This is a genomic window from Actinomadura harenae (assembly GCF_003696215.1).
GTDB lineage: Bacteria > Actinomycetota > Actinomycetes > Streptosporangiales > Streptosporangiaceae > Spirillospora > Spirillospora harenae.
On sequence record NZ_RFFG01000013.1, the window covers coordinates 109,048 to 127,522 of the forward strand.

At 74.3% G+C, this 18,475-nt stretch carries 18 protein-coding genes; 13 read left to right on the forward strand and 5 right to left on the reverse strand.

Annotated features, from left to right (window positions below):
• Positions 1-3: 3 nt before the first annotated feature.
• Together EBO15_RS09935 and EBO15_RS09940 are read right to left on the reverse strand one after the other, a co-directional pair.
• Positions 4-1,659: an AMP-binding protein gene (locus EBO15_RS09935; RefSeq protein WP_122194034.1), complete on the reverse strand. Its 1,656-nt coding sequence runs from the start codon at positions 1,657-1,659 to the stop codon at positions 4-6.
• Positions 1,660-1,777: 118 nt separating this feature from the next.
• Positions 1,778-4,042 carry a lantibiotic dehydratase gene (locus tag EBO15_RS09940; RefSeq protein ID WP_233616086.1) on the reverse strand — a complete coding sequence of 755 codons (2,265 nt, stop codon included), beginning with the start codon at positions 4,040-4,042 and terminating at the stop codon, positions 1,778-1,780.
• 141 nt (positions 4,043-4,183) lie between these two features.
• Here EBO15_RS09940 and EBO15_RS09945 point away from each other — a divergent pair, with 141 nt between their 5' ends.
• The 11 genes from EBO15_RS09945 (at position 4,184) to EBO15_RS09995 (ending at position 13,803) form a co-directional block, all read left to right on the forward strand.
• Positions 4,184-5,227, forward strand: coding sequence for a ketoacyl-ACP synthase III family protein (locus tag EBO15_RS09945; RefSeq protein WP_122194036.1), 1,044 nt, complete (start codon positions 4,184-4,186; stop codon positions 5,225-5,227).
• A gap of 183 nt (positions 5,228-5,410) precedes the next feature.
• Entirely contained in the window at positions 5,411-6,355 is a 945-nt protein-coding gene (locus EBO15_RS09950) for a sulfotransferase (RefSeq protein ID WP_199744438.1), read from the forward strand.
• Position 6,356: 1 nt separating this feature from the next.
• Positions 6,357-7,136, forward strand: coding sequence for an SDR family oxidoreductase (locus EBO15_RS09955; RefSeq protein WP_122194038.1), 780 nt, complete (start codon positions 6,357-6,359; stop codon positions 7,134-7,136).
• 3 nt (positions 7,137-7,139) lie between these two features.
• Positions 7,140-7,976, forward strand: coding sequence for a family 3 encapsulin nanocompartment shell protein (locus tag EBO15_RS09960; protein WP_122194039.1), 837 nt, complete (start codon positions 7,140-7,142; stop codon positions 7,974-7,976).
• A gap of 56 nt (positions 7,977-8,032) precedes the next feature.
• Entirely contained in the window at positions 8,033-8,863 is an 831-nt protein-coding gene (locus tag EBO15_RS09965; RefSeq protein WP_233616087.1) for a transketolase, read from the forward strand.
• Positions 8,860-9,942: a transketolase family protein gene (locus EBO15_RS09970; RefSeq protein ID WP_233616088.1), complete on the forward strand. Its 1,083-nt coding sequence runs from the start codon at positions 8,860-8,862 to the stop codon at positions 9,940-9,942. The genes EBO15_RS09965 and EBO15_RS09970 overlap by 4 nt, the downstream gene beginning before the upstream one ends.
• Complete coding sequence (locus EBO15_RS09975) at positions 9,917-10,084, forward strand: lysine biosynthesis protein LysW (protein WP_122194040.1); 168 nt, start codon at positions 9,917-9,919, stop codon at positions 10,082-10,084. Before EBO15_RS09970 ends, EBO15_RS09975 begins: the two co-directional genes overlap by 26 nt.
• Positions 10,081-10,971, forward strand: coding sequence for a lysine biosynthesis protein LysX (gene lysX / locus EBO15_RS09980; protein WP_233616089.1), 891 nt, complete (start codon positions 10,081-10,083; stop codon positions 10,969-10,971). Before EBO15_RS09975 ends, lysX begins: the two co-directional genes overlap by 4 nt.
• Entirely contained in the window at positions 10,968-11,975 is a 1,008-nt protein-coding gene (argC, locus tag EBO15_RS09985) for an N-acetyl-gamma-glutamyl-phosphate reductase (protein WP_122194041.1), read from the forward strand. The genes lysX and argC overlap by 4 nt, the downstream gene beginning before the upstream one ends.
• Complete coding sequence (locus EBO15_RS09990; RefSeq protein WP_122194042.1) at positions 11,975-12,775, forward strand: [LysW]-aminoadipate kinase; 801 nt, start codon at positions 11,975-11,977, stop codon at positions 12,773-12,775. Before argC ends, EBO15_RS09990 begins: the two co-directional genes overlap by 1 nt.
• Positions 12,772-13,803, forward strand: a complete 1,032-nt coding sequence (locus tag EBO15_RS09995) for a M20/M25/M40 family metallo-hydrolase (protein ID WP_199744439.1) — start codon at positions 12,772-12,774, stop codon at positions 13,801-13,803. Before EBO15_RS09990 ends, EBO15_RS09995 begins: the two co-directional genes overlap by 4 nt.
• Before the next feature lie 42 nt (positions 13,804-13,845).
• Here EBO15_RS09995 and EBO15_RS10000 read toward each other — a convergent pair whose 3' ends face one another.
• Together EBO15_RS10000 and wrbA are read right to left on the reverse strand one after the other, a co-directional pair.
• Positions 13,846-15,303 carry an MFS transporter gene (locus EBO15_RS10000; protein WP_122194043.1) on the reverse strand — a complete coding sequence of 486 codons (1,458 nt, stop codon included), beginning with the start codon at positions 15,301-15,303 and terminating at the stop codon, positions 13,846-13,848.
• A 52-nt stretch (positions 15,304-15,355) separates the two neighbouring features.
• A complete protein-coding gene (gene wrbA, locus EBO15_RS10005; RefSeq protein WP_199744440.1) occupies positions 15,356-16,156 on the reverse strand; it encodes an NAD(P)H:quinone oxidoreductase in 801 nt (266 codons plus the stop codon).
• A 95-nt stretch (positions 16,157-16,251) separates the two neighbouring features.
• Between wrbA and EBO15_RS10010 the strand changes: the two genes are divergently transcribed.
• Positions 16,252-16,695: a MarR family winged helix-turn-helix transcriptional regulator gene (locus EBO15_RS10010; RefSeq protein WP_122194044.1), complete on the forward strand. Its 444-nt coding sequence runs from the start codon at positions 16,252-16,254 to the stop codon at positions 16,693-16,695.
• Between the two features lie 61 nt (positions 16,696-16,756).
• Here the strand turns inward: EBO15_RS10010 and EBO15_RS10015 are convergent, their stop codons facing one another.
• Positions 16,757-17,689, reverse strand: a complete 933-nt coding sequence (locus tag EBO15_RS10015; RefSeq protein WP_122194045.1) for a LysR family transcriptional regulator — start codon at positions 17,687-17,689, stop codon at positions 16,757-16,759.
• Positions 17,690-17,932: 243 nt separating this feature from the next.
• On the opposite strand from EBO15_RS10015, the gene EBO15_RS10020 reads away from it, so the two are divergent.
• The coding region (locus EBO15_RS10020; RefSeq protein ID WP_199744441.1) for a hypothetical protein at positions 17,933-18,475 on the forward strand (543 nt) is incomplete at its 3' end.

An 18,475-nucleotide genomic window follows, 5' to 3' on the forward strand; every position in this document is an offset into this window, starting at 1 on the left:
GGGTCAGGGGGCCTGGGGGCGTCCCTGCCGCGGCAGGGCGAAACGCTCGCGGAGCTCCGCCTTGCGGATCTTGCCCGTCGCCGTTCGCGGGAAGTCGTCGACCAGTTCGAGGCGCTGCGGCCAGTAGTTCTTGGTCATGCCGGCCTCGTCCAGTGACGCCTGGAGGTCCTCGAGGGCGACCGCCGCGCCGGGACGGGCCGGGCTCACCACCGCGGTGATCGTCTCGTCCTCGCGGTCGTCGTGGACGCCGATGACGGCGACCTCGCCGACCGCGGGGTGCCGTCCGATGATCGTCTCGAGGTCGGTGACCGGCGCGATGTTGGCGTTGCGCAGGATCATGTCCTTGGCCCGGCCGGTGATGCGGATGCCGCCGCGCCCGTCGGGCCGGGCCAGGTCCCCGGTGTCGAACCAGCCGTCCTCGTCGAGTTCGGCGTCGTACAGGTCGTCCCGGCGGTAGTAGCCGAGGCACTGCGTGGGGCCGCGCACCCACAGGACTCCCTCGCCGTCGGCCTGGTCGGAGACGGGGTCGATCCGCAGTTCCATGTCGGCGATGGGGCTGCCGTCGCTGTGCGCGGCCCAGTCCTCCGGGTCGTCGCGGCGGGTGATGGCCGCCGGGCCGTTCTCGGTCATGCCCCACAGGGAGAACAGGCGGAGCCCGAAGACGTCCCTGGCGTCGTCGATGAAGTACGGCGGGACCGGCGCCGAGCCGGTGACGAGCCACGCGAAGTGCGGGAGGTCGCGCGGCCGGGCCCGCTGCTCCTCGATGAGGGTCAGCAGGTAGAACGGCGCGGTGTAGAAGAAGACGACGCCGTGCTCGGCCATGAGGTCGAGGGCGTCGCCGGGGGCCTTGGCGTCCTGGAAGGCCATGGTGCCGCCGAGCATCAGCGGCATCAGCATGCCCTGCACGACGCCGGTGTAGTGGGTGTACAGCGCGGTCGTGTACATGACGAGCGTGTCGTCGAGCCCGAAGACGTCCGCCTCGCCCCGGATCGCCGCGTACAGCGTGTTCTGGCTGTGCAGGACGCCCTTGGGCTCGCTCGTCGTGCCCGAGGTGAACAGGACGAGGTACGGGTCGTCGGGGCCGAGCTCGCGGGCGTCGAGCAGGTGGGCGTGCCGTTCCTCCCAGGGCGACCCGAAGAAGAACGACTCGAACACCTCGGTGCCGTCCGGGCCGGGGCCGTCGGCGACGAACACGCGCTCCAGGGACGACAGCTCCGCGGCGAACTCCGCCCCCAGCTCACCCAGCTTGTCGCCGTTGTCGTCGGCCATGGTGATGAGCACGCGCGCCTCGGTGACGCGCAGCATGATGTCGAGCTCGCGGCGCCGGTAGGTCTTCATCAGCGGGCAGTACACGATCCCGGCGCGGACGCACGCGAGCGTGAGCACGGCCAGCTCCCACCGGTCGGTGAGCTGGGCCGCCAGGACGTCGCCGGGTCTCAGCCCGAGCTCGACCAGGGCGCTCGCGCAGCGGTCGACGGACGCGGCGAGCTCGGTGTAGTCGAAGCGGTACGTCCGCCCGTCGGACTGGCGCCGGGTGATCACCGCGGTCTTGTGCGGTGTCTCGCGCCCGTGGCGCCTCAGGTCGTCGAGGAAGGTCTCGTCCCGCCACCAGCCTCGTTCGCGGTAGCGCGCCGAGGTCTCGGCCATGTTCGGGGGCATGTCCGTTCTCCCGTTCTGTCCTCGCCGAGGACGTGAGCCGGTCGTTTTCGGGCCCGCCGGACACACCGGTGAAGATCGTGGATCTTCACCGGTGTGTCCGGCGGCCCGGGAAGGGGGGTCAGGCGGGACGTTCCGGATCGACCATCTGAATGCGCAGCTCGGAGGAGTAGCGGCGGCCCTCGGCGTCCTCCAGCCACGCCTCCTCGGGCCCCGGCAGCAGCTCGGTGAACGTCACGGGGACGTCGTCGCCGAACGAGTCGCGGGCCGAGCGGATGATCGAGGCGAACGCCGACACGTACCGGGGGCCGGTGAAGTCGACGTAGGTCGGCTTGATCTCCGTCCCGACCTTGGCGAACACCCGGTCCGGCAGGCCGAGGGACGCGCGCAGGCGGCGGGCCGCGAGGTACTCGGGGACGACGCCCTTCTTCGGCGCGATCCCGGTGGCGCCCACGGTCGTGCGCCAGGTCTCGCGGACGACGACCAGCCGGTCCATCGTGACGCGCGGGTGGTGCGCGCCGGTGCCGATGCGCTTGAACGCCTCGGCGCCCAGAAAGCCGAACAGCAGGCAGAACACGTCGCGGAGCGGCCGCCTCAGGCCGTCCGGGCCGATGACCTCGAGCGTCCCGTCGCGGTCGACGACGGTGAGCGTGACGGTCGGCAGGACGCGCGCGGGATCGGCGCCCGGCGCGGCGGTGAACGCGATCTGGCGGTCGGTCTCGCCCAGCACCGGGGCGATGCGCGCCGTGTACTGCCGCCACCAGGTCGGGTACAGGGGGCGGAACTGCGGGCCGATGTCGTCGGCCGCGGCGTCGCGCAGCTTGCCGGGATCGGGGTGCCGGTCGGTGAAGACGGCGCTGTCGAGGGTGGGCCACGCAGTGTGCATCTCGCCGAGCACCAGCGTGAACTCGCCCCTCGCCAGCGCGTCGGCGCCGACCGCGCCGATGTGCAGGTCGGGGCTCTGGATCCGGGCGGCGGGCCAGCCCGGACGGTCCGCCGCGAACAGCACCGCGGCGCGCTCGGCCAGCTCCGCGCTGTCCAGGAACAGGCGGCTCTCGCCGGCCGTGGCGGCGTCGACGCCGACCAGCTCGTCCCAGCGCCGGGCGAACTCGGCGGCGACCGCGTCCCCCGGACGGTCCGTGCCGGTGATCAGCGGCTGGACGGCCTCCCACAGCACCGGCATCGGGACGCTGTCCGCGCCCGGTTCGCGGAGCCGTTCGTAGAGGTCGCGGAACGCCTCGTCGTAGGCGTCCGCGAGGGCCACCGAGACCCAGCGCGCGGCGGGCAGCAGGACGCGCCCGAACGGCCCCGACAGCGCCTCCAGGATCGGCGCGCCGATGGTGGCGTCCAGGTCGCGGACGGTGTCCTCGAAGCAGACGCGCCGTCCCACGTACATCTGCCCGCCCAGGCGGTGCGCGTCGGCTCCGGTCAAGGCCGTGAACTCGGCGTCCAGGCCGTCGAGGGCGTCGGCCAGGGCGTCGGGGTCGCCCGCCGCGTCGGCCACGGCCGCGCGGGCCCGGTCGAGCCGGTCGAGCCCGGCGAGCGCGCGTTCCCGGGCGGCCGGTTCGGGGATCGCGTCGAGCGCGGCGCGCAGGACGCCCTCGGCCCGCGCGTTGTAGGGCATGTTCACGCCCTGCCAGACGACGCCGTCCTCCACGAGCCGGTCGAGCACGGCGGCGTGGCGCAGGTCGTGGGCGATCTCGGCCGCGGGCCGGACGCCGTCGCACAGCGCGAGGACCTCCGCCTCGACGTCGTCCAGGGGCACGGGGTCCTTGCCGGGCTGCAAGAGGTGCCCGTCGCGGACGGCCAGGTGCGGGTGGAGCCGGGCGGGCAGCCAGGGCGCCACGTCCGGGTCGGCGAGCAGCGAGGTCACGTACGCCTCGAGCGCCCAGAACTCGTAGTCGACCTTGCGGGACCGCAGGAGCCCGGCGCCCGGCCGGATGGTGACCGCCCGCTCCGCGTCCGGGTCGATGGTCGCCCAGGTGACCGGGCCGAAGAAGCCGATGGTGTCGTTCTTGCCGCAGTACCGCTGCCAGTAGCGGACGACCGCGCTCTCGCGGGCGCGCCGCCGGTGGCGGGCACGCCGGAGCTCCTTCCCGGTCATCGCGCCCTCCCGCACCGGATCGGGCGGCCCGAAGCACGCGAGCTGACGTGCCATGCCGAGGTTCTGCCAGGTCAGGGCCTCACGGAAGAGGGGGTCGGCGGCCACGTCCAAGGCGGCGCGTCCCGCGTCCGCGATGGCCGTGTCCAGGGCCCGCGCGACGTCGTCCTCGCTCGCGCGGCCCTCCAGGAAGGCGTCCGCGACGGCCGCGCACGCGGGTGCGCTGAAGAGGCCGAGTCCGTCGGCGGGGAATCCGGTGCTCCGGAGGATCGCGTCCTCCCACACCGTCCAATCGGTACCGGGAAGTGGAACTGAGTGCTCACTGTCGCCCACGCGTTCTCCTGCCAACGCTGGAAACGGTCGTCCCCCGACCGGGATCACCATAATCTGATCTTCGTTCGCCGTCACCGCCCCCCGGAGGTGCGCATGCGCTACGACGGCCTTTTCCTCACCGGTTCGTCCCACCATCTCCCGGCGCCCATAGGCGTGGAGGAAGCGGTCGCGGACGGCCGCTACAACCCCTTCGACCAGGCAGCCGACGAGTACGCGTCCATCACCGTGGCCACCGGCGAGGCGCCCCCCGAGATGGCCGCCGCCGCCGCGCGGGTCGCGCTGCGCCGGGCGGGCACGCCGCCGTCCGGGATCGCGCTCCTGCTGCACGCCTCGACGTGGTTCCAGGGCATCGACTACTGGCCGGCCGCCGCCTACGTCCACCGTGAGGTCCTCGGTGATGACGGACGGTACGCGCCCGCGCTCGACGTCCAGCAGATGTGCGCCGGGTCGCTCGGCGCGCTGGAGCTGGCCGCCTCGTACCTGACCGCCGACGCGTCCCGCGGGTTCGCCCTGGTCACGACCGCCGACCGCTTCGGCGGCCCCACCTTCGACCGGTGGCGCGCGGACGTGCGCGGACTGGTCTACGGGGACGGCGCCGCCGCCGCCGTGATCGGACGGCGGGGCTTCGCCCGGATCCTGTCGGTGTCGACCGTCGTGGACACCGCGCTCGAGGGCATGTACCGCGGCGACGAGCCGTTCGCGACGGCGCCCGGCCGGACGGTCGACGTCCGGGCCCGGCGCGCCGCGTTCGCCGCCCCCGCCAACCTGCGGCGACCGGCCGGCGGCGTCGGCGAGCGGATCGCCTCGGGCCTGACCGAGTGCGTGGCCCGGACCCTGAACGAGGCCGGGCTCACCATCGGCGACATCGACCGGGCCGTCTTCCCGAACGTCGGCCTGCGCGTGCTGCGGAACCACTACGCCGAGCCGCTCGGCCTGGACGTCGCGCGCACCACCTGGGACTGGGGCCGCCGCACCGGCCACATCGGCGCGGCCGACCAGCTCACCGGGCTGACGCACCTGGCCGAGTCCGGGCTGCTCGAGCCGGGCGACCGGGTGCTGCTGGTCGGGATCGGCGCCGGGTTCTCCTGGACGTGCGCCGCCCTCGAGACCATCACCCGTCCCGCCTGGACCGTCTGACGGGTTCCCCTCACACCTGACGCCGGGGCGGGATCGGACGCTCACGCGGAGTCGTCGGACGCCCGCCTCGGCAAGCGGGGCCGCGCCCGCGTGCCGCTATGACGTCCGTCTTCTGTGTTCCGGCGGCTACCGCCGAAACATTGGTAAGCCGGACGGTTCCTTTCTGCAGAAGATCATGTTTTCATGCTGACTGACCAACTCGCGCCGGTCCTCTTAGAGGGGTCGTGGTTGCTGATGAGGGTTCTCTACATCACCGGATGGTGTCGCAGCGGAAGCACGATGCTGGGCAACGTCCTCGCTGAAGCACCCGGCGTCGTTCACGTCGGCGAACTGCGTTTTCTCTGGCTCAACGGCGTCCTCGGCTCGGGCAGCAACGCCCGCTGCGGATGCGGGCTCAACCATCGCGAATGCCCGGTCTGGTCGCGGGTGCTGGAGGCCGTCCGGCCGGACGGGCGGACGCTCGACCAGCACGCCGCCGACGTCGTGGCCTGGCAGGACGCCTACCGCACCCGGCACACCTGGCGGGCGCTCCGGAATCCACCGCCGCCCGGCAACGGGTGGCCCGACACACTCGCCGCCACGTACCGCGCGATCGCCGAGGCCTGCGGCGCTCACACGGTCGTCGACAGTTCCAAGTTCGCCTCCGACGCCGCGCTGCTGTCCGGGCTGCCGGGGATCGAGGCGACCTACGTCCACCTGATCCGCGACCCGCGCGCCGTCGCGTGGTCGTGGATGCAGCCGAAGGCCTACACCGGACGCCGGTCCGCACTGAACAGCACGCTGAACTGGGCGGGCTTCAACCTGGCCGCCGAGGCCGTCGGCCGGGCGCACCGCGCGGACGCGCTGCACCTGCGCTACGAGGACCTCGTGCGCAACCCGCGCGGCGCCGTCGCCGACATCCTGGAGCTGATCGGCAGCGAGGGCCCCAACCCCGTCGCCGCCGACGGGACGGTCGAACTCGGCGGGAACCACACCGTCACCGGCAACCCGAACCGGTTCGGGCGCGGCCGGACCCGGATCGACGAGGACCGCAGGTGGCACACCGCGCTGCCCCGCTCGCAGCGGGCGGCGACCACTCTCCTGGCGCTTCCCCTCCTGCGCCGGTACGGCTACGAGACGAGGGTGTGACATGGATCTGGGACTGGCCGGGAAGGTGGCCCTGGTCTCGGGCGGCTCGTCGGGCATCGGCCTGGCGATCGCGCGCGACCTGGTCCGCGAGGGCGCCGTCGTGTCGATCGGCGGCCGTGACGCCGGACGCCTCGCCAAGGCCCGCGACGGGATCGCCGCCGACCTCGGCGCCGAGGTCGGCACCCGCGTGCTCGACCTGCGCGACAACGACGCGGCGCGCGCCTGGGCCGACGACGCCGCCGCCGAGCACGGCGCCCTGAACATCGTGGTGAGCAACGCCGGGGGCCCGCCCGCCGGACCCACCGGCGCGTTCGGCCCGGACGGCTACCGCGACGCGGTCGACCTGGCGATGGTCTCCCACATCGCGTTCGTCCAGGCCGGGCTCCCCCACCTGCTGCGATCGGGCTGGGGCCGGGTCCTGATGGTCGCCAGCGAGACGATCCGCGACCTCATCCCCGAGTACGCGCTGTCGGCGATCGCGCGCTCGGGCCTGGCCGCCTACGCCAAGACCCTCGTGCACGAGCTCGGACCGGGGGACGTCACCGTCAACGTCCTGGCCCCCGGCTACACCGCGACGGACGCGCTGCTCAACGGCCTCGGCGAAGGCGCCGACGTCGACGCGGAGACCGCCCGGATCGCCGCGCGGGCGGGGATACCGCTCGGACGGGTGGCCCGTCCCGAGGAGGTCGCGGCGGCCGGAACGTTCCTTCTGAGCGCGCGCGCGAGTTTCGTCACCGGAACCGTCCAGGTCGTCGACGGCGGCCGTTCCCTGGGGATGTGAACCATGTCCGAAGTGCGCATGATGCTGGACGATCCCGAACTGACACGCCGCAGCCCGGGTGAGGAGTTCGCGCTGTGCCACGCCCGCCACGGGCCGAAGGCGGCGGTCGAACTGCGCGCCTCGATCAGCGACCTGTTCCCGCCCGCCAAGCGGCGGCCGCGGCTGACGGTCCGGCACCTGCTCCGCAAGGCGGTCGTGGACGCCGACGAGGTCACCGTGTTCACCGAGCGCGCCGAGAACGTCGCGGCGGACGAGGCCGCCCCCGAGTGGGAGTTCGAGGTGGGCGCGCGGGAGATCCGGACGCAGACGATCCGGGCGGCGGTGAAGGTGCCGCCCGAGGTCCTCGCCGATCCGGCCGCGCTGGCCGCGTTCGTCGACTTCCGGCTGCTCGTCCGGCTCGGCACCGCCGAGAACGACGCGCTGCTGAACGGGTCCGGCGACATCCGCGGCCTGCTGCGCACGCCCGGCATCCGCCACCGCGAGCCCAGCCCGGCGGACCGGTCGGCCGCCGCGACGCTGCTGGCCACGGCCGCGCTGTGCGAGTGGTACGGCGGGTCGGCCGACGGGATCGTCCTGCACCCCGACGACTGGTGGCCCCTGGTGGAGGACGGCGCCTTCCTGGAGCGGCTGTCCACCCAGGGCGTCAAGGTCAGCCGGACCCGCATGGTGCCGCCGGGGACGGCCCTGGTCGGCGACTTCACCGCCGCCGCGACCCTGCTGGACCGCCGCTCCTCCACGATCCGGCTGTCCGGGGACGAGCTGGTCGCCGAGATCCGGGAGGGGCTCGCCGTGCACCTGCCGGGCCACTTCGTCCTCGCCACCCTCCCGGGCCGCCGATGACGGGCCGGGCGGCGGACACGGCGGCGGAGCCGGTCACGGACACGGCGGCGGAGCCGGTGACGGAGCGGCAAACCGGACACACGGCGGACCTCGCGGCGATGGCCCACCGGGTGCGCGAGCACATCGTCGGCATGTGCGCCGGGCCGGAGGGCGGCCACCTCGGCGGGTCGATGTCGCTGGTGGAGATCCTCACCGTCCTCTACTGCGACGTGCTGCGGATCGACCCGGAACACCCCGGGGCGCCGGACCGCGACGTGCTCGTCCTCAGCAAGGGGCACGGCGCCATCTGCCTCTACGCCGTCCTCGCCGAACGCGGGTTCTTCCCGGTCGAGGAGCTCGCGGAGTACGCGCGGCCCGGCAGCCGCCTGATGGGGCATCCCGTCCGGGCGGTTCCCGGGGTGGAGATGCCCACCGGATCGCTCGGCCACGGCCTCGCGCTCGCCAACGGCTTCGCCCTCGCCGACCCCGGACGGCGCTGCTTCGCCGTCATGGGCGACGGCGAACTGCAGGAGGGGTCGGTCTGGGAGGCCGCGATGACCTCGGTGTCCCTCGGGCTCGGCAACGTCACGGCCGTCATCGACCGCAACCGCCTCCAGCTCACCGGGCCCACCGAGGACACCGTCCGGCTCGAACCGCTCGCGGACCGCTGGCGCGGCTTCGGCTGGACGGTCCGCGAGATCGACGGCCACGACCTCGGCGCGCTGCGCACGGCGCTCGAACCGGGTGAGGCGGGCCGTCCGACGGTGGTCATCGCCCGCACCGTCAAGGGGCGCGGGCTGCCGTCGGTCGAGGGCCGGGTCCAGTCCCACTACACGACGCTGGGCGCCCGGCAGGCCGAGCGCGCCCTGGCCGTGCTCCGCGCCAGGCACAGGAGGGCGACGGCGTGACCGAACAGAGCCTCGACACACGACCGGACGAACCGCGGCTGACGACACCGATGACGCCGCAGGTGAAGCCCGCTCCGGCACGGTCGGCGCGGGAGGCCTACAGCGCGCTGCTGCCCGAGCTGATGCTCGCCGACGAGCGGCTGTACTGCCTCGACAGCGACACCGGGCTGTTCGACCCGGCCGCCTTCGCCGGCGCCCCCGGCCGCTACCTCAACCTCGGCATCGCCGAGCAGAGCCTGATGGGCACGGCCGCGGGCCTCGCCGCGAGCGGGAAGATCCCGTTCGTCACGACCATGGCCACCTTCGCCGCGACCCGGGCACTGGAGGCCATCAAGATCGACATCGTGTACAACCGGCTGCCCGTCCGGATCGTCGCCACCCACGCCGGGCTGGCCGCGGGCCACCTCGGCCCGACGCACCACGCGCTCGAGGACCTGGCCGTCATGCGCGCGCTGCCCGGCCTCACCGTGGTCGTCCCGGCGGACGCGGCGCAGGCCGAGGCGGCGATCCGGCAGAGCGCGGCGCTGCCCGGCCCCGTCTACGTGCGGCTCGGCCGCAAGGCCACCCCGGACCTGGGCGGCGGGGGTCCCTTCGAGATCGGACGCGCCCAGTGGCTCCGCCCCGCCGGGGACGGACCGGGCCGCGACGCCCGCCGGACGCCCGGGGACGTCGCGATCATCGCCTGCGGGCCGCATCCGGTGCTGGCCGCGCTCCGCGCCGCCGACCGGCTCGAGGCCCGCGGCGTCCGGGCGACCGTCCTGAACCTGCACACCCTGCGTCCGCTCGACGTGGACGCGATCGTCGCGGCGGCCGCCGGAACGGCCGGGGTCGTCACGGTCGAGGAGCACTGGCGGTCCGGCGGACTCGGCGGCGCGGTCGCCGAGACCCTGGCCGAGCACGCGCCCACCCGGGTCACCCGGCTGGGCATGCCGGACGTCTTCGCGGGTCGGGCCGGTGGCCAGGACGACCTGCTGCGCCGGTACGGCATCACGGCGGACGCGGTCGTCACCGCGGCCATCGACCTGATCACCGCAATTCCCGGAGGTGGCACGGATGACCCGGACCTGTCCCGAGTGTGAGGGGCCCGTCGAACTCGCCGAACCCGTGCGGCTGAGCGAGATCGCGCAGTGCGGCGACTGCTCCAGCGAGCTGGAGGTGGTCGGCGTCGAGCCGGTCGCGCTGGCGCTCGCGCCCGAGATCGAGGAGGACTGGGGCGAGTGAGGCCGCTGGCCGTCCTGGCGTCCCGGGTGCGGTACGAGGAGAAGCGCCTCTTCGCCGCCCTGGAACGCCGCGGGGTGCCGTACACGCACGTCGACACCCGCCGGTTCAGCGTCGAACTGGGCGCGCCGGCGGGCGGCGGGCCGCCGTTCGCCGCGGCCCTGAACAGGGAGATCTCCCACAGTCGCGCGCTGTGCGCGGCCCTGCTCCTGGAGGCCCGGGGTGTCGCGACGGTCAACAGGTCCGAGGTGATCGAGGTGTGCGGCGACAAGCTGCGGACGTCGCTGGCGTTGGAACGTGCCGCGGTCCCGGCACCGCGGACGGCGGTCGCGCTCAGCCCGGACGAGGGCGCCGACGCCGCCGAGCGGCTCGGCTTCCCGGTGGTCCTCAAACCCCTGGCGGGCTCCTGGGGACGGCTGGTCGCGGCGGCCCGCGACCGCGACACCGCCGAGGCCCTGCTGGAGCACCGCGCGTCCCTGCCGTCCCCGATGCAGCACATCATCTACCTGCAGGAATTCGTCGACAAGCCGGGTCGCGACATCCGGGTGATCGTGGCCGGGGACCATGTCGTCGGCGCGACGTACCGCTACTCCGGAAGCTGGCGCACCAACGCCGCGCGGGGCGGCCGCTCCGAGCCGTGCCCGCTCGTCCCCGAGCTGGTGGAACCGGCGCTCGCGGCGGCGCGCGCGGTCGGCGGCGGGGTGCTGGGCGTCGACATCGTCGAGGGCCCGGACGGGCCGCTGGTGCTGGAGGTCAACCACGCCGTGGAGTTCCAGGGTTTCCAGGTCGCGCACGGCGACGACATCGACGTGGCGGACGCGATCGTCGCGTACGCCGTCGCGGAGGCCGAACGGCACGACGGCCTCGTCCCTGTCGGGGAGGCGCGATGATCCGCGTCTCCGTCATGGGCGCCGCCGGGTACCTGGGCGGCGAGCTGCTGCGGCTGCTGATTGGGCATCCCGGCGTGGAGGTCGCCCAGGCGATCTCCACGCGTTTCCCGGGACGCCGCGTCGACTCCGTCCATCCGAACCTGCGTTCCCAGACCGGCCTGGTGTTCAGCGCGCCGGACGACCTGACCGACGGTGACGTGCTGTTCCTGGCGACGCCGCACCGAACCACCATGACCCTGCTCCCCGGCGTCCGGGACCGCGCCGGGACGGTCATCGACCTCTCGGGCGACTTCCGCCTGCCCGATCCCGCCGTCTACGAGCGGTACTACGGCGTCCCGCACGCGGCGCCCGAGCTGCTCGGCGCGTTCGTCCCGGGCGTCCCGGAGATGTTCCGGGACGACCTGGCGAAGGCCGACCTGATCAGCGTGCCGGGATGCATGGCCACGGCGGCGATCCTCGCGCTGCGCCCACTGGCCGGGCTGGTCGGCCCGGACGTGCAGATCGACGCGCGGACCGGGTCGTCCGGGTCGGGCGCCATGGCGGGCGACGGCAACCTGCACGCCGAGCGCAGCGGCGCGATGCGGGTGTTCGCGCCGTCGCGGCACCGGCACGAGGCCGAGGTGACGCGGCTGACCGGCCTGAACGCGCGGATGACCGCCACCGGCGTCGAGGCCGTCCGCGGCGTGCAGGTCGTCTGCCACGCCACCGGCACGGCGGGCGAGCGGGAGATCCGCGGTGCTTACCGCGAGCATTACGGCGGTGAGCCGTTCGTCCGGATCGTCGCCCACCGCAAGGGCGCCCACCGGCTTCCCGACCCCAAGCTGCTGTCCGGTTCCAACTACTGCGACGTCGGGTTCGCGGTGGACGGCGACCGGATCACCGCGATCGCCGCGCTGGACAACCTGGTCAAGGGCGGCGCGGGCGCGGCGGTGCAGTGCCTCAACATCCGGACGGGCCATGCCGAGACCCTGGGCCTGGGGTTCCCCGGCCTGCATCCCGCCTGATGGGGGTCACGGTGGTCAAGTGCGGCGGCGCCGTGCCCGCCGAGGCCGTCTGCGCCGACCTCGCGGGCCGCGCGGGCGAGGTCGTCCTCGTGCACGGCGGCGCGCCCGAGATCGAGCGGCTGTCCGGCGAGCTCGGCGTGGCGTCCCGCACGCTGGTGTCCCCCAGCGGCGTGACCAGCCGGCACACCGATCCCGCCATGCTGGACGTGGTCACGCTCGCCCTCACCGGACGGGCCAAACCGCGGCTCCTGCGCGCCCTGGCCGGGCACGGCGTCCCGGCCGTGGGCCTGACCGGGCTGGACGGCGGGCTGCTGCGGGCCCGTCGCAAGGCGGCGCAGCGGACCGTCCGCGACGGGCGGACCGTCGTCGTCCGCGACGACCACAGCGGGCGCGTGACCGGCGTCCGGCCCCGCGTCCTGCGCGTCCTGCTGGACGCCGGGTTCGTCCCGGTGGTGTCGCCGCCCGCGACCGGCGAGGACGGCGCGCCGGTGAACGTCGACGCCGACCGGGCCGCGGCGGCGATCGCGGCCGCGCTCGGCGCCGAACGCCTCGTCCTGCTGACCGCGGCGCCCGGGGTGCTGCGCGACGCGTTGGACGCCGCCAGCCTGCTCGACCGCTGCGCGCTCCCCCGTGAGGGCCCGGTGCCCCACGCGGCGAGCGGCGGCATGCACCGCAAGCTGATCGCCGCCCGTGAGGCGCTGCTGGCCGGCGTCCCCCGGGTGTCGGTCTGCGACGGACGGCTCCCCCGCCCGCTCACCGCCGCCCTCGACGGCGCCGGCACCACCCTGGAGATCACTTGAGCACTCCGGTCGACCTGCTGTACGCCATGCTCTGCATCCCGTCGCCGTCCGGCGCGGAGGACGAGCTGGCGCGCTTCCTGGAGAAGACCATGAACGACCTCGGCCTCACCGCGCGCCGCGACGAGGCCGGCAACGTCATCGGCGACATCGGGACGGGGAACGGCCCGGTGGTGATGCTCCTCAGCCACCTGGACACCGTGGACCGGCCGCTCCCGGCGCGGCGGGAGCCGGACCGGCTCGCCGGCCGCGGCGCGGTGGACGCCAAGGGCCCGCTCGCCGCGATGATCTGCGCCGCCGCGGCCCGTCCGTCCTTCCCGGGGACGATCCGTGTCGTCGGCGCGGTCGAGGAGGAGCGGCTGTCGCGGGGCGGCGAACATCTCGCGCGGACCCTTCCGGCGCCCGACGCGCTGCTGGTCGGGGAGCCGAGCGGCTGGTCCCGGGTGGTGCTGGGCTACAAGGGGAAGATCGACGTCGGGTACCGGGTGACGCGTCCCGCGACGCACTCGACCAACCCGGACGCCAAGGCCACCGAGGCCGCCGTGGCGTTCTGGCACGGTCTGCTGGACGCTCTCGGTTCCGAGCGGGACCACGGCGCGTTCGGCCTGCCGGCCGCGACCCTGCGGGGGATGCACGGCGACGCCGTGGAGGCGCGGCTCGACATCGACTGCCGGATCCCGGTCGGGTTCGACGCCGCGTCCTTCGCCGATCGGCTGCACGCGTGCGCGAACGGCGGGGAGGTCACGGTCGTCCGGCACGTCCCGGCGGTGCGGAGCGGGCGGTCCGACCCGGTCGTGCGGGCGGTGTCGGCGGCCATCCGGCGGTGCGGCGGGGAGCCCCGTCCGACCCTCAAGACCGGGACGTCCGACCTGAACACCGTGGCTCCGCACTGGACGATGCCGATGGCCGCGTACGGCCCCGGTGACGGTTCCCTGGACCACGGGGACGACGAGCACATCACCATCGAGGAGTTCCTGAAGGGCGTGGACGTCCTGACGGCGACCCTGGACGAGCTCGCCGCCGCCCTGTGACCCGCACAGGACGGCGGTCGGCGGTGCCGGGCGCCCGGGGGTTCAGTCGCCGGTGCGCCCGGCGCGGCGGCGTCCGGGCAGGAGCGTCCCGACCGCGGCGACGGCCACGCCGAGCCCGGCCGCGATGAGGAACACCCGGTCGTATCCGGCGGCCAGAACGGCCGGAGTGGCCTTCGCCGTGCTCCCGGGGCCCGCCACGGTGGCGAGGACGGCGAGGCCGACGGCTCCTCCGATCTGGTTGGTGGTGGCGGCGAGGCCGCCGACGACGCCCGCGTCCCCGCCGGGGACCCCGGCGGTGGCGGCGGCCATGAGCGTCGGGAAGGTCAGGCCGATGCCGACCGCGACGAGCAGTGTCGGGCCGAGGACGCCGGTGGCGAACCCGGTGCCCGCGTGGGCCTGGGAGAGCCAGCCGAACCCGGTGAGGAAGGCGAGGCCGCCCGCCGCGAGCAGGACGCGGACGCCGACGCGGGGCAACAGGGGCGCGGCCCGGCGCGCGGTCAGCATGAACACCACGGCGGCGGGCGTCTGCCCGAGGCCGGACCTCAGGGCGGTGTAGCCGAGGACGTCCTGGAGGAACAGGGAGGTGAAGTACCACATCGCGATGCCGACGCCGCCGAACAGGACGAGCGCGGTGCCGCCGACGGCGACGCCGCGGAGCCGGACGAGCCGCGGCGGCATGATCGGCCGGCGGGCGAAGCGGGCTTCGACCAGGGCGAACACGGCCAGCAGCAGCACTCCGGCGAGGATCGGCGCGGCGGCCTGCGGGGACGTCCAGGCGTAGTCCGAGGTCTGCATGACGCCGTAGATGAGCGCGCCGAGCCCGGCGGTCGCGGTGACGGCGCCGGTGATGTCGAGGGACCGGGTGCGGTCGGCGCGGGTGGCGGTCTGCGCGGTGGGGGTGAGCGCGGTGAGGGCGAGCGTGATGAGGACGGCGCCGATCGGGACGTTGATGAGGAAGACCCAGCGCCAGGACAGGCCGGTGGTGAGGGCGCCGCCCGCGAGCGCGCCGGACAGTCCGCCGACTCCGCCCGCCGCCGACCAGGCGCCGAACGCCTTGGCGCGGGCGTGTTCCGAGGTGAAGTGGGTGTTGATGACGACGAGGGTGGCCGGGGCCATCATCGCCGCGCCGACGCCTTGCGCGACGCGGGCGGCGACCAGGGCGTCGGCGGTGGTGGCGAGGCCGCCCGCGAGGCCGGCGGCGGTGAAGAGGGTGAGTCCGGCGGTGAGCGTCCGGCGGGGGCCGAACAGGTCGGCGGCGCGTCCGCCCAGCAGCATGAACCCGGCGAAGGTGAGCAGGTAGCCGTTCACCACCCAGGCCGGTCCGGTCCCGCCGAAGTGCAGGTCGCGGTCGACCGAGGGCAGCGCGACGTTCACGATGGACGAGTCGAGGATCACCATGAACTGCGCGGCGCACGCCAGCGCCAGCACCGTCCGCAGGGGAACGGCGCGGTTCTTGGCGGGGGCCGGGGGAACGGTGGACGTGGACGGTCGGGACGCCATGAGGACGCCTCCTGGTCTTGAGAGTGCGGGAGGGGCGAGGGGGTGTCGCAGGTCAGGCGGTCTGGGAGGCCCTGTCGGCCTCTGCACTGGTGTCGGCCTCTGCGTTGGTGTCGGCCTCTGCACTGGTGTCGGCCTCTGCGTTGGTGTCGGCCTCTGCGTTGGTGTCGGCCTCTGCGTTGGTGTCGGCCTCTGCGTTGGTGTCGGCGTCGGCGTTCGGGGCGTGGGCCGGGGCGCCGCCGGTGAGGGCGGCGCCCGCCTGCCAGCGGAGCGCGGTGCGGGCCAGTCGCCGGCCCTGGTAGCGGGCGGCGTCCAGGACGGCGGGCTGAAGGTCGTCGCCGGAGGGGCCGGTCACCGCGGACGTGCCGTAGGGGTTGCCGCCCGCCGCGTACACGGCCGGGTCGGTGAATCCGGGCGGGACGATCAGCGCGCCCCAGTGGTAGAACACGTTCGCCAGCGACAGCAGGGTGGCCTCGTTGCCGCCGTGCCGGTTGTAGGCGGAGGTGAACGCGGTGACGGGCTTGTCGGCCAGGCCGCCTTCGTTCCACAGGCCGCCCGCCTGGTCGATGAACTGCTTGAGCTGCGCCGCGGGCGTCCCGAACCGGGTCGGTGTGCCGAACGCCATCGCGTCCGCCCAGGCCAGGTCGTCCACCGTGGCGATCCCGACGCCGGCGGTGGCGTCGGCGTGCCGCCGCCACCGGGGGTTCTGGTCGATGGCGGCGTCGGAGGCCAGTTCGGCGACCCGCCGCAGCCGCACCTCGGCGCCGGTGGCGCGGGCGCCTTCGGCGAGGGCTTCGGCAAGGGCGTGGACCGCTCCGGTCGCGCTGTAGTAGACGACGGCGATCTTGACGCTCATGGGGGGCTCCTGGATGCTCACGTAGGATTGGTTAGGCGCATAACGTTATCCGCATAATAATTAGGCGCATAACCATCCTGTCAAGGAGGACCCCCATGGACTTCGATCAGGCCGACGGCATCAACCAGGCCATCCGCCGCCTCAGCCTGCGCCACCGCGCGCGAACCGCCGCGCTGCTCGCGCCCCTCGGCCTGCACCCCGGCCAGGAGGCGCTGCTGCTCGAACTCGACCGGACCGGCCCGATGATCCAGGCCAAGCTCAGCGACGCGCTCGGCGTCGAGCCCCCGAGCGTCACCCTCATGACCCGCAAGCTCGAGGCCGCCGGGCACGTCCGCCGCGCCCCCTCACCCGAGGACAGGCGCGCCAGCGTCGTCGAGCTCACCGACAGCGGCCGGGCGCTCGCCGACCAGGTCAAGGCGCTCTGGTGCGACCTGGCCGAGGAGACCGTGAGCGGCATGGCCGCCGAGGCCGTCGCCGACCTCCCCGGCATCCTCAACACCCTCACCGGCAACGTCGACCCCAAGCGCGTCACCGCCTGACCTGCCCGCCAGGGCGGTGGGCTCCTTCAGCCCACCGCCCAGAGGGCAGGCCCGCTCCGCGTCAGAAGCCCGAGAAGAACGGGCGATCCGGGGCGGGCATCCACAGGTCGCGCGCGGCGAGGGCGCGCCGGTGGTCCCGCACGTGGGCGACGAGCTGCGGCAGCGCCGGGTGGCGGTTGGCCTTCTGCCACATGAGCGTCCAGGGGTAGACCGGCGTGGGGTCGACGATCGGGATGTGGACGATGTCCGGGTGGCCGGTGAGCTGGGTCTTGCTCGCGAACGTGATGAGCTCCGACGACTCGCCGATCCGCTCCATGATGTGGGCGCCGCCGAAGACCGGCCCGGAGGTGTCGATGCGGACGCCGAACTCCGCGCTGAGGAAGTCGTAGTACTCGGCCCACTCGCTGTCGCGCGCGTTCCCGGGCATCCACGCCGTCAGGCCGGACAGCTCGCTCATCGGCACGCTCCTGCGCCGGGCCAGCGGATGGCGGCGTCCGACCACGACGGGAATCGGCTCCAGGCAGGCCGGGACGCGCTCGATCCCGGACGGGAGCCCCCCGGTGACGCGTCCGAACGCCGCGTCGATCGAGCCGTCGGAGAGCGCCGTCCAGCGGGGGACGGTGCTGCGGGACACGACCATGTCGACGTCGACGTCACCGGCGTCGTAGAAGTCGCGGACGATGTCGACCGGCGCCGCCGCGCGGGCCAGCACGTCGACACGCAGGGCGCGGCGGCGGGAGCGGAACATCGCGGTCGCCTGGTCGGCGAGCCCGACGAGCGCGCGGGCCTGCGGGAGGAACACGGCGCCGTCCTCGGTCGGCCGGGCGCCGCCGCGGGAGCGGTTCAGCAGCGAGACGCCCAGGTCCGCCTCCAGCCGGGCGATCCGCTTGGACACGGCCTGCTGGGTCATGTCCAGGTCGTCGGCGGCCCCGGTGAAGTGCCCGTCGTCGACGACGGCGAGAAAGGCCCGGACGGCACCGAGGTCGAGCTCCATCCACAACTCCTAGTTGTCACCTGTAGGCGGGTTCGCGTCGAGCGTCTCGCGGGAGGCCCGGACTGATGAGCGCGCTCCGCGGACACCAGGGACAACCACGAGGAGTATCAAGTGTCCCAGCCGGAGCGACCCGGCGACGCCCTCGCGACGAAAGGGCGTCCACCCGGGGCGCTCACCCCCTCGTTTCGGCGGGCCTGCAATGCGTTTCGGGGTTTTCGGAACGCCCGCTGTTAGGGTTCCGCCATGGCTGAGGCGCGGGGTGACGTGGTGGACCGGCAGGTCGAGCCGGTGGCTGAGGGCGCTGAGGGAGCCGAGGACGCGGCGGCCCCGCACGGACGCTGCAAGGTGTGCCGGAGGACGCTGCCCGTGCCCGCACGCCGCAGCGACGGCAAGGGCAAGGGCGGACGGCGCCGCCTGTACTGCCCGCCGCCCGCCACGTGCAAGGAACAGGCCGCCGCCGAGCGGGACGCGCGCCTGGCCTCGGCCATCGCGGACCCGCTGGCGCTGGTCGTCGCGGTCGCCGAGGAGTCGGCTCCGGCGATGACCGAGCTGGCCGCCAACCTGAACGGCGTCCTGGAGGCGCTCGGCAGCATCGAGCGGAACGCCCGGCAGGAGGTCCTCGCCGCCCGCGAGGACGTGGCCGAGGCCGGGAACCGCGTCGCCGCCGCCGAGGAGCAGGCCGAGGCCGCCGAGGAGCGCGCCGTCCAGGCGGCGGCCCAGGCGGCGCGGGCCGAGGAGCGGCGCCGGGCCGCCGAGGACGAGACGCGGAGCGCCCGGGAGCAGGCC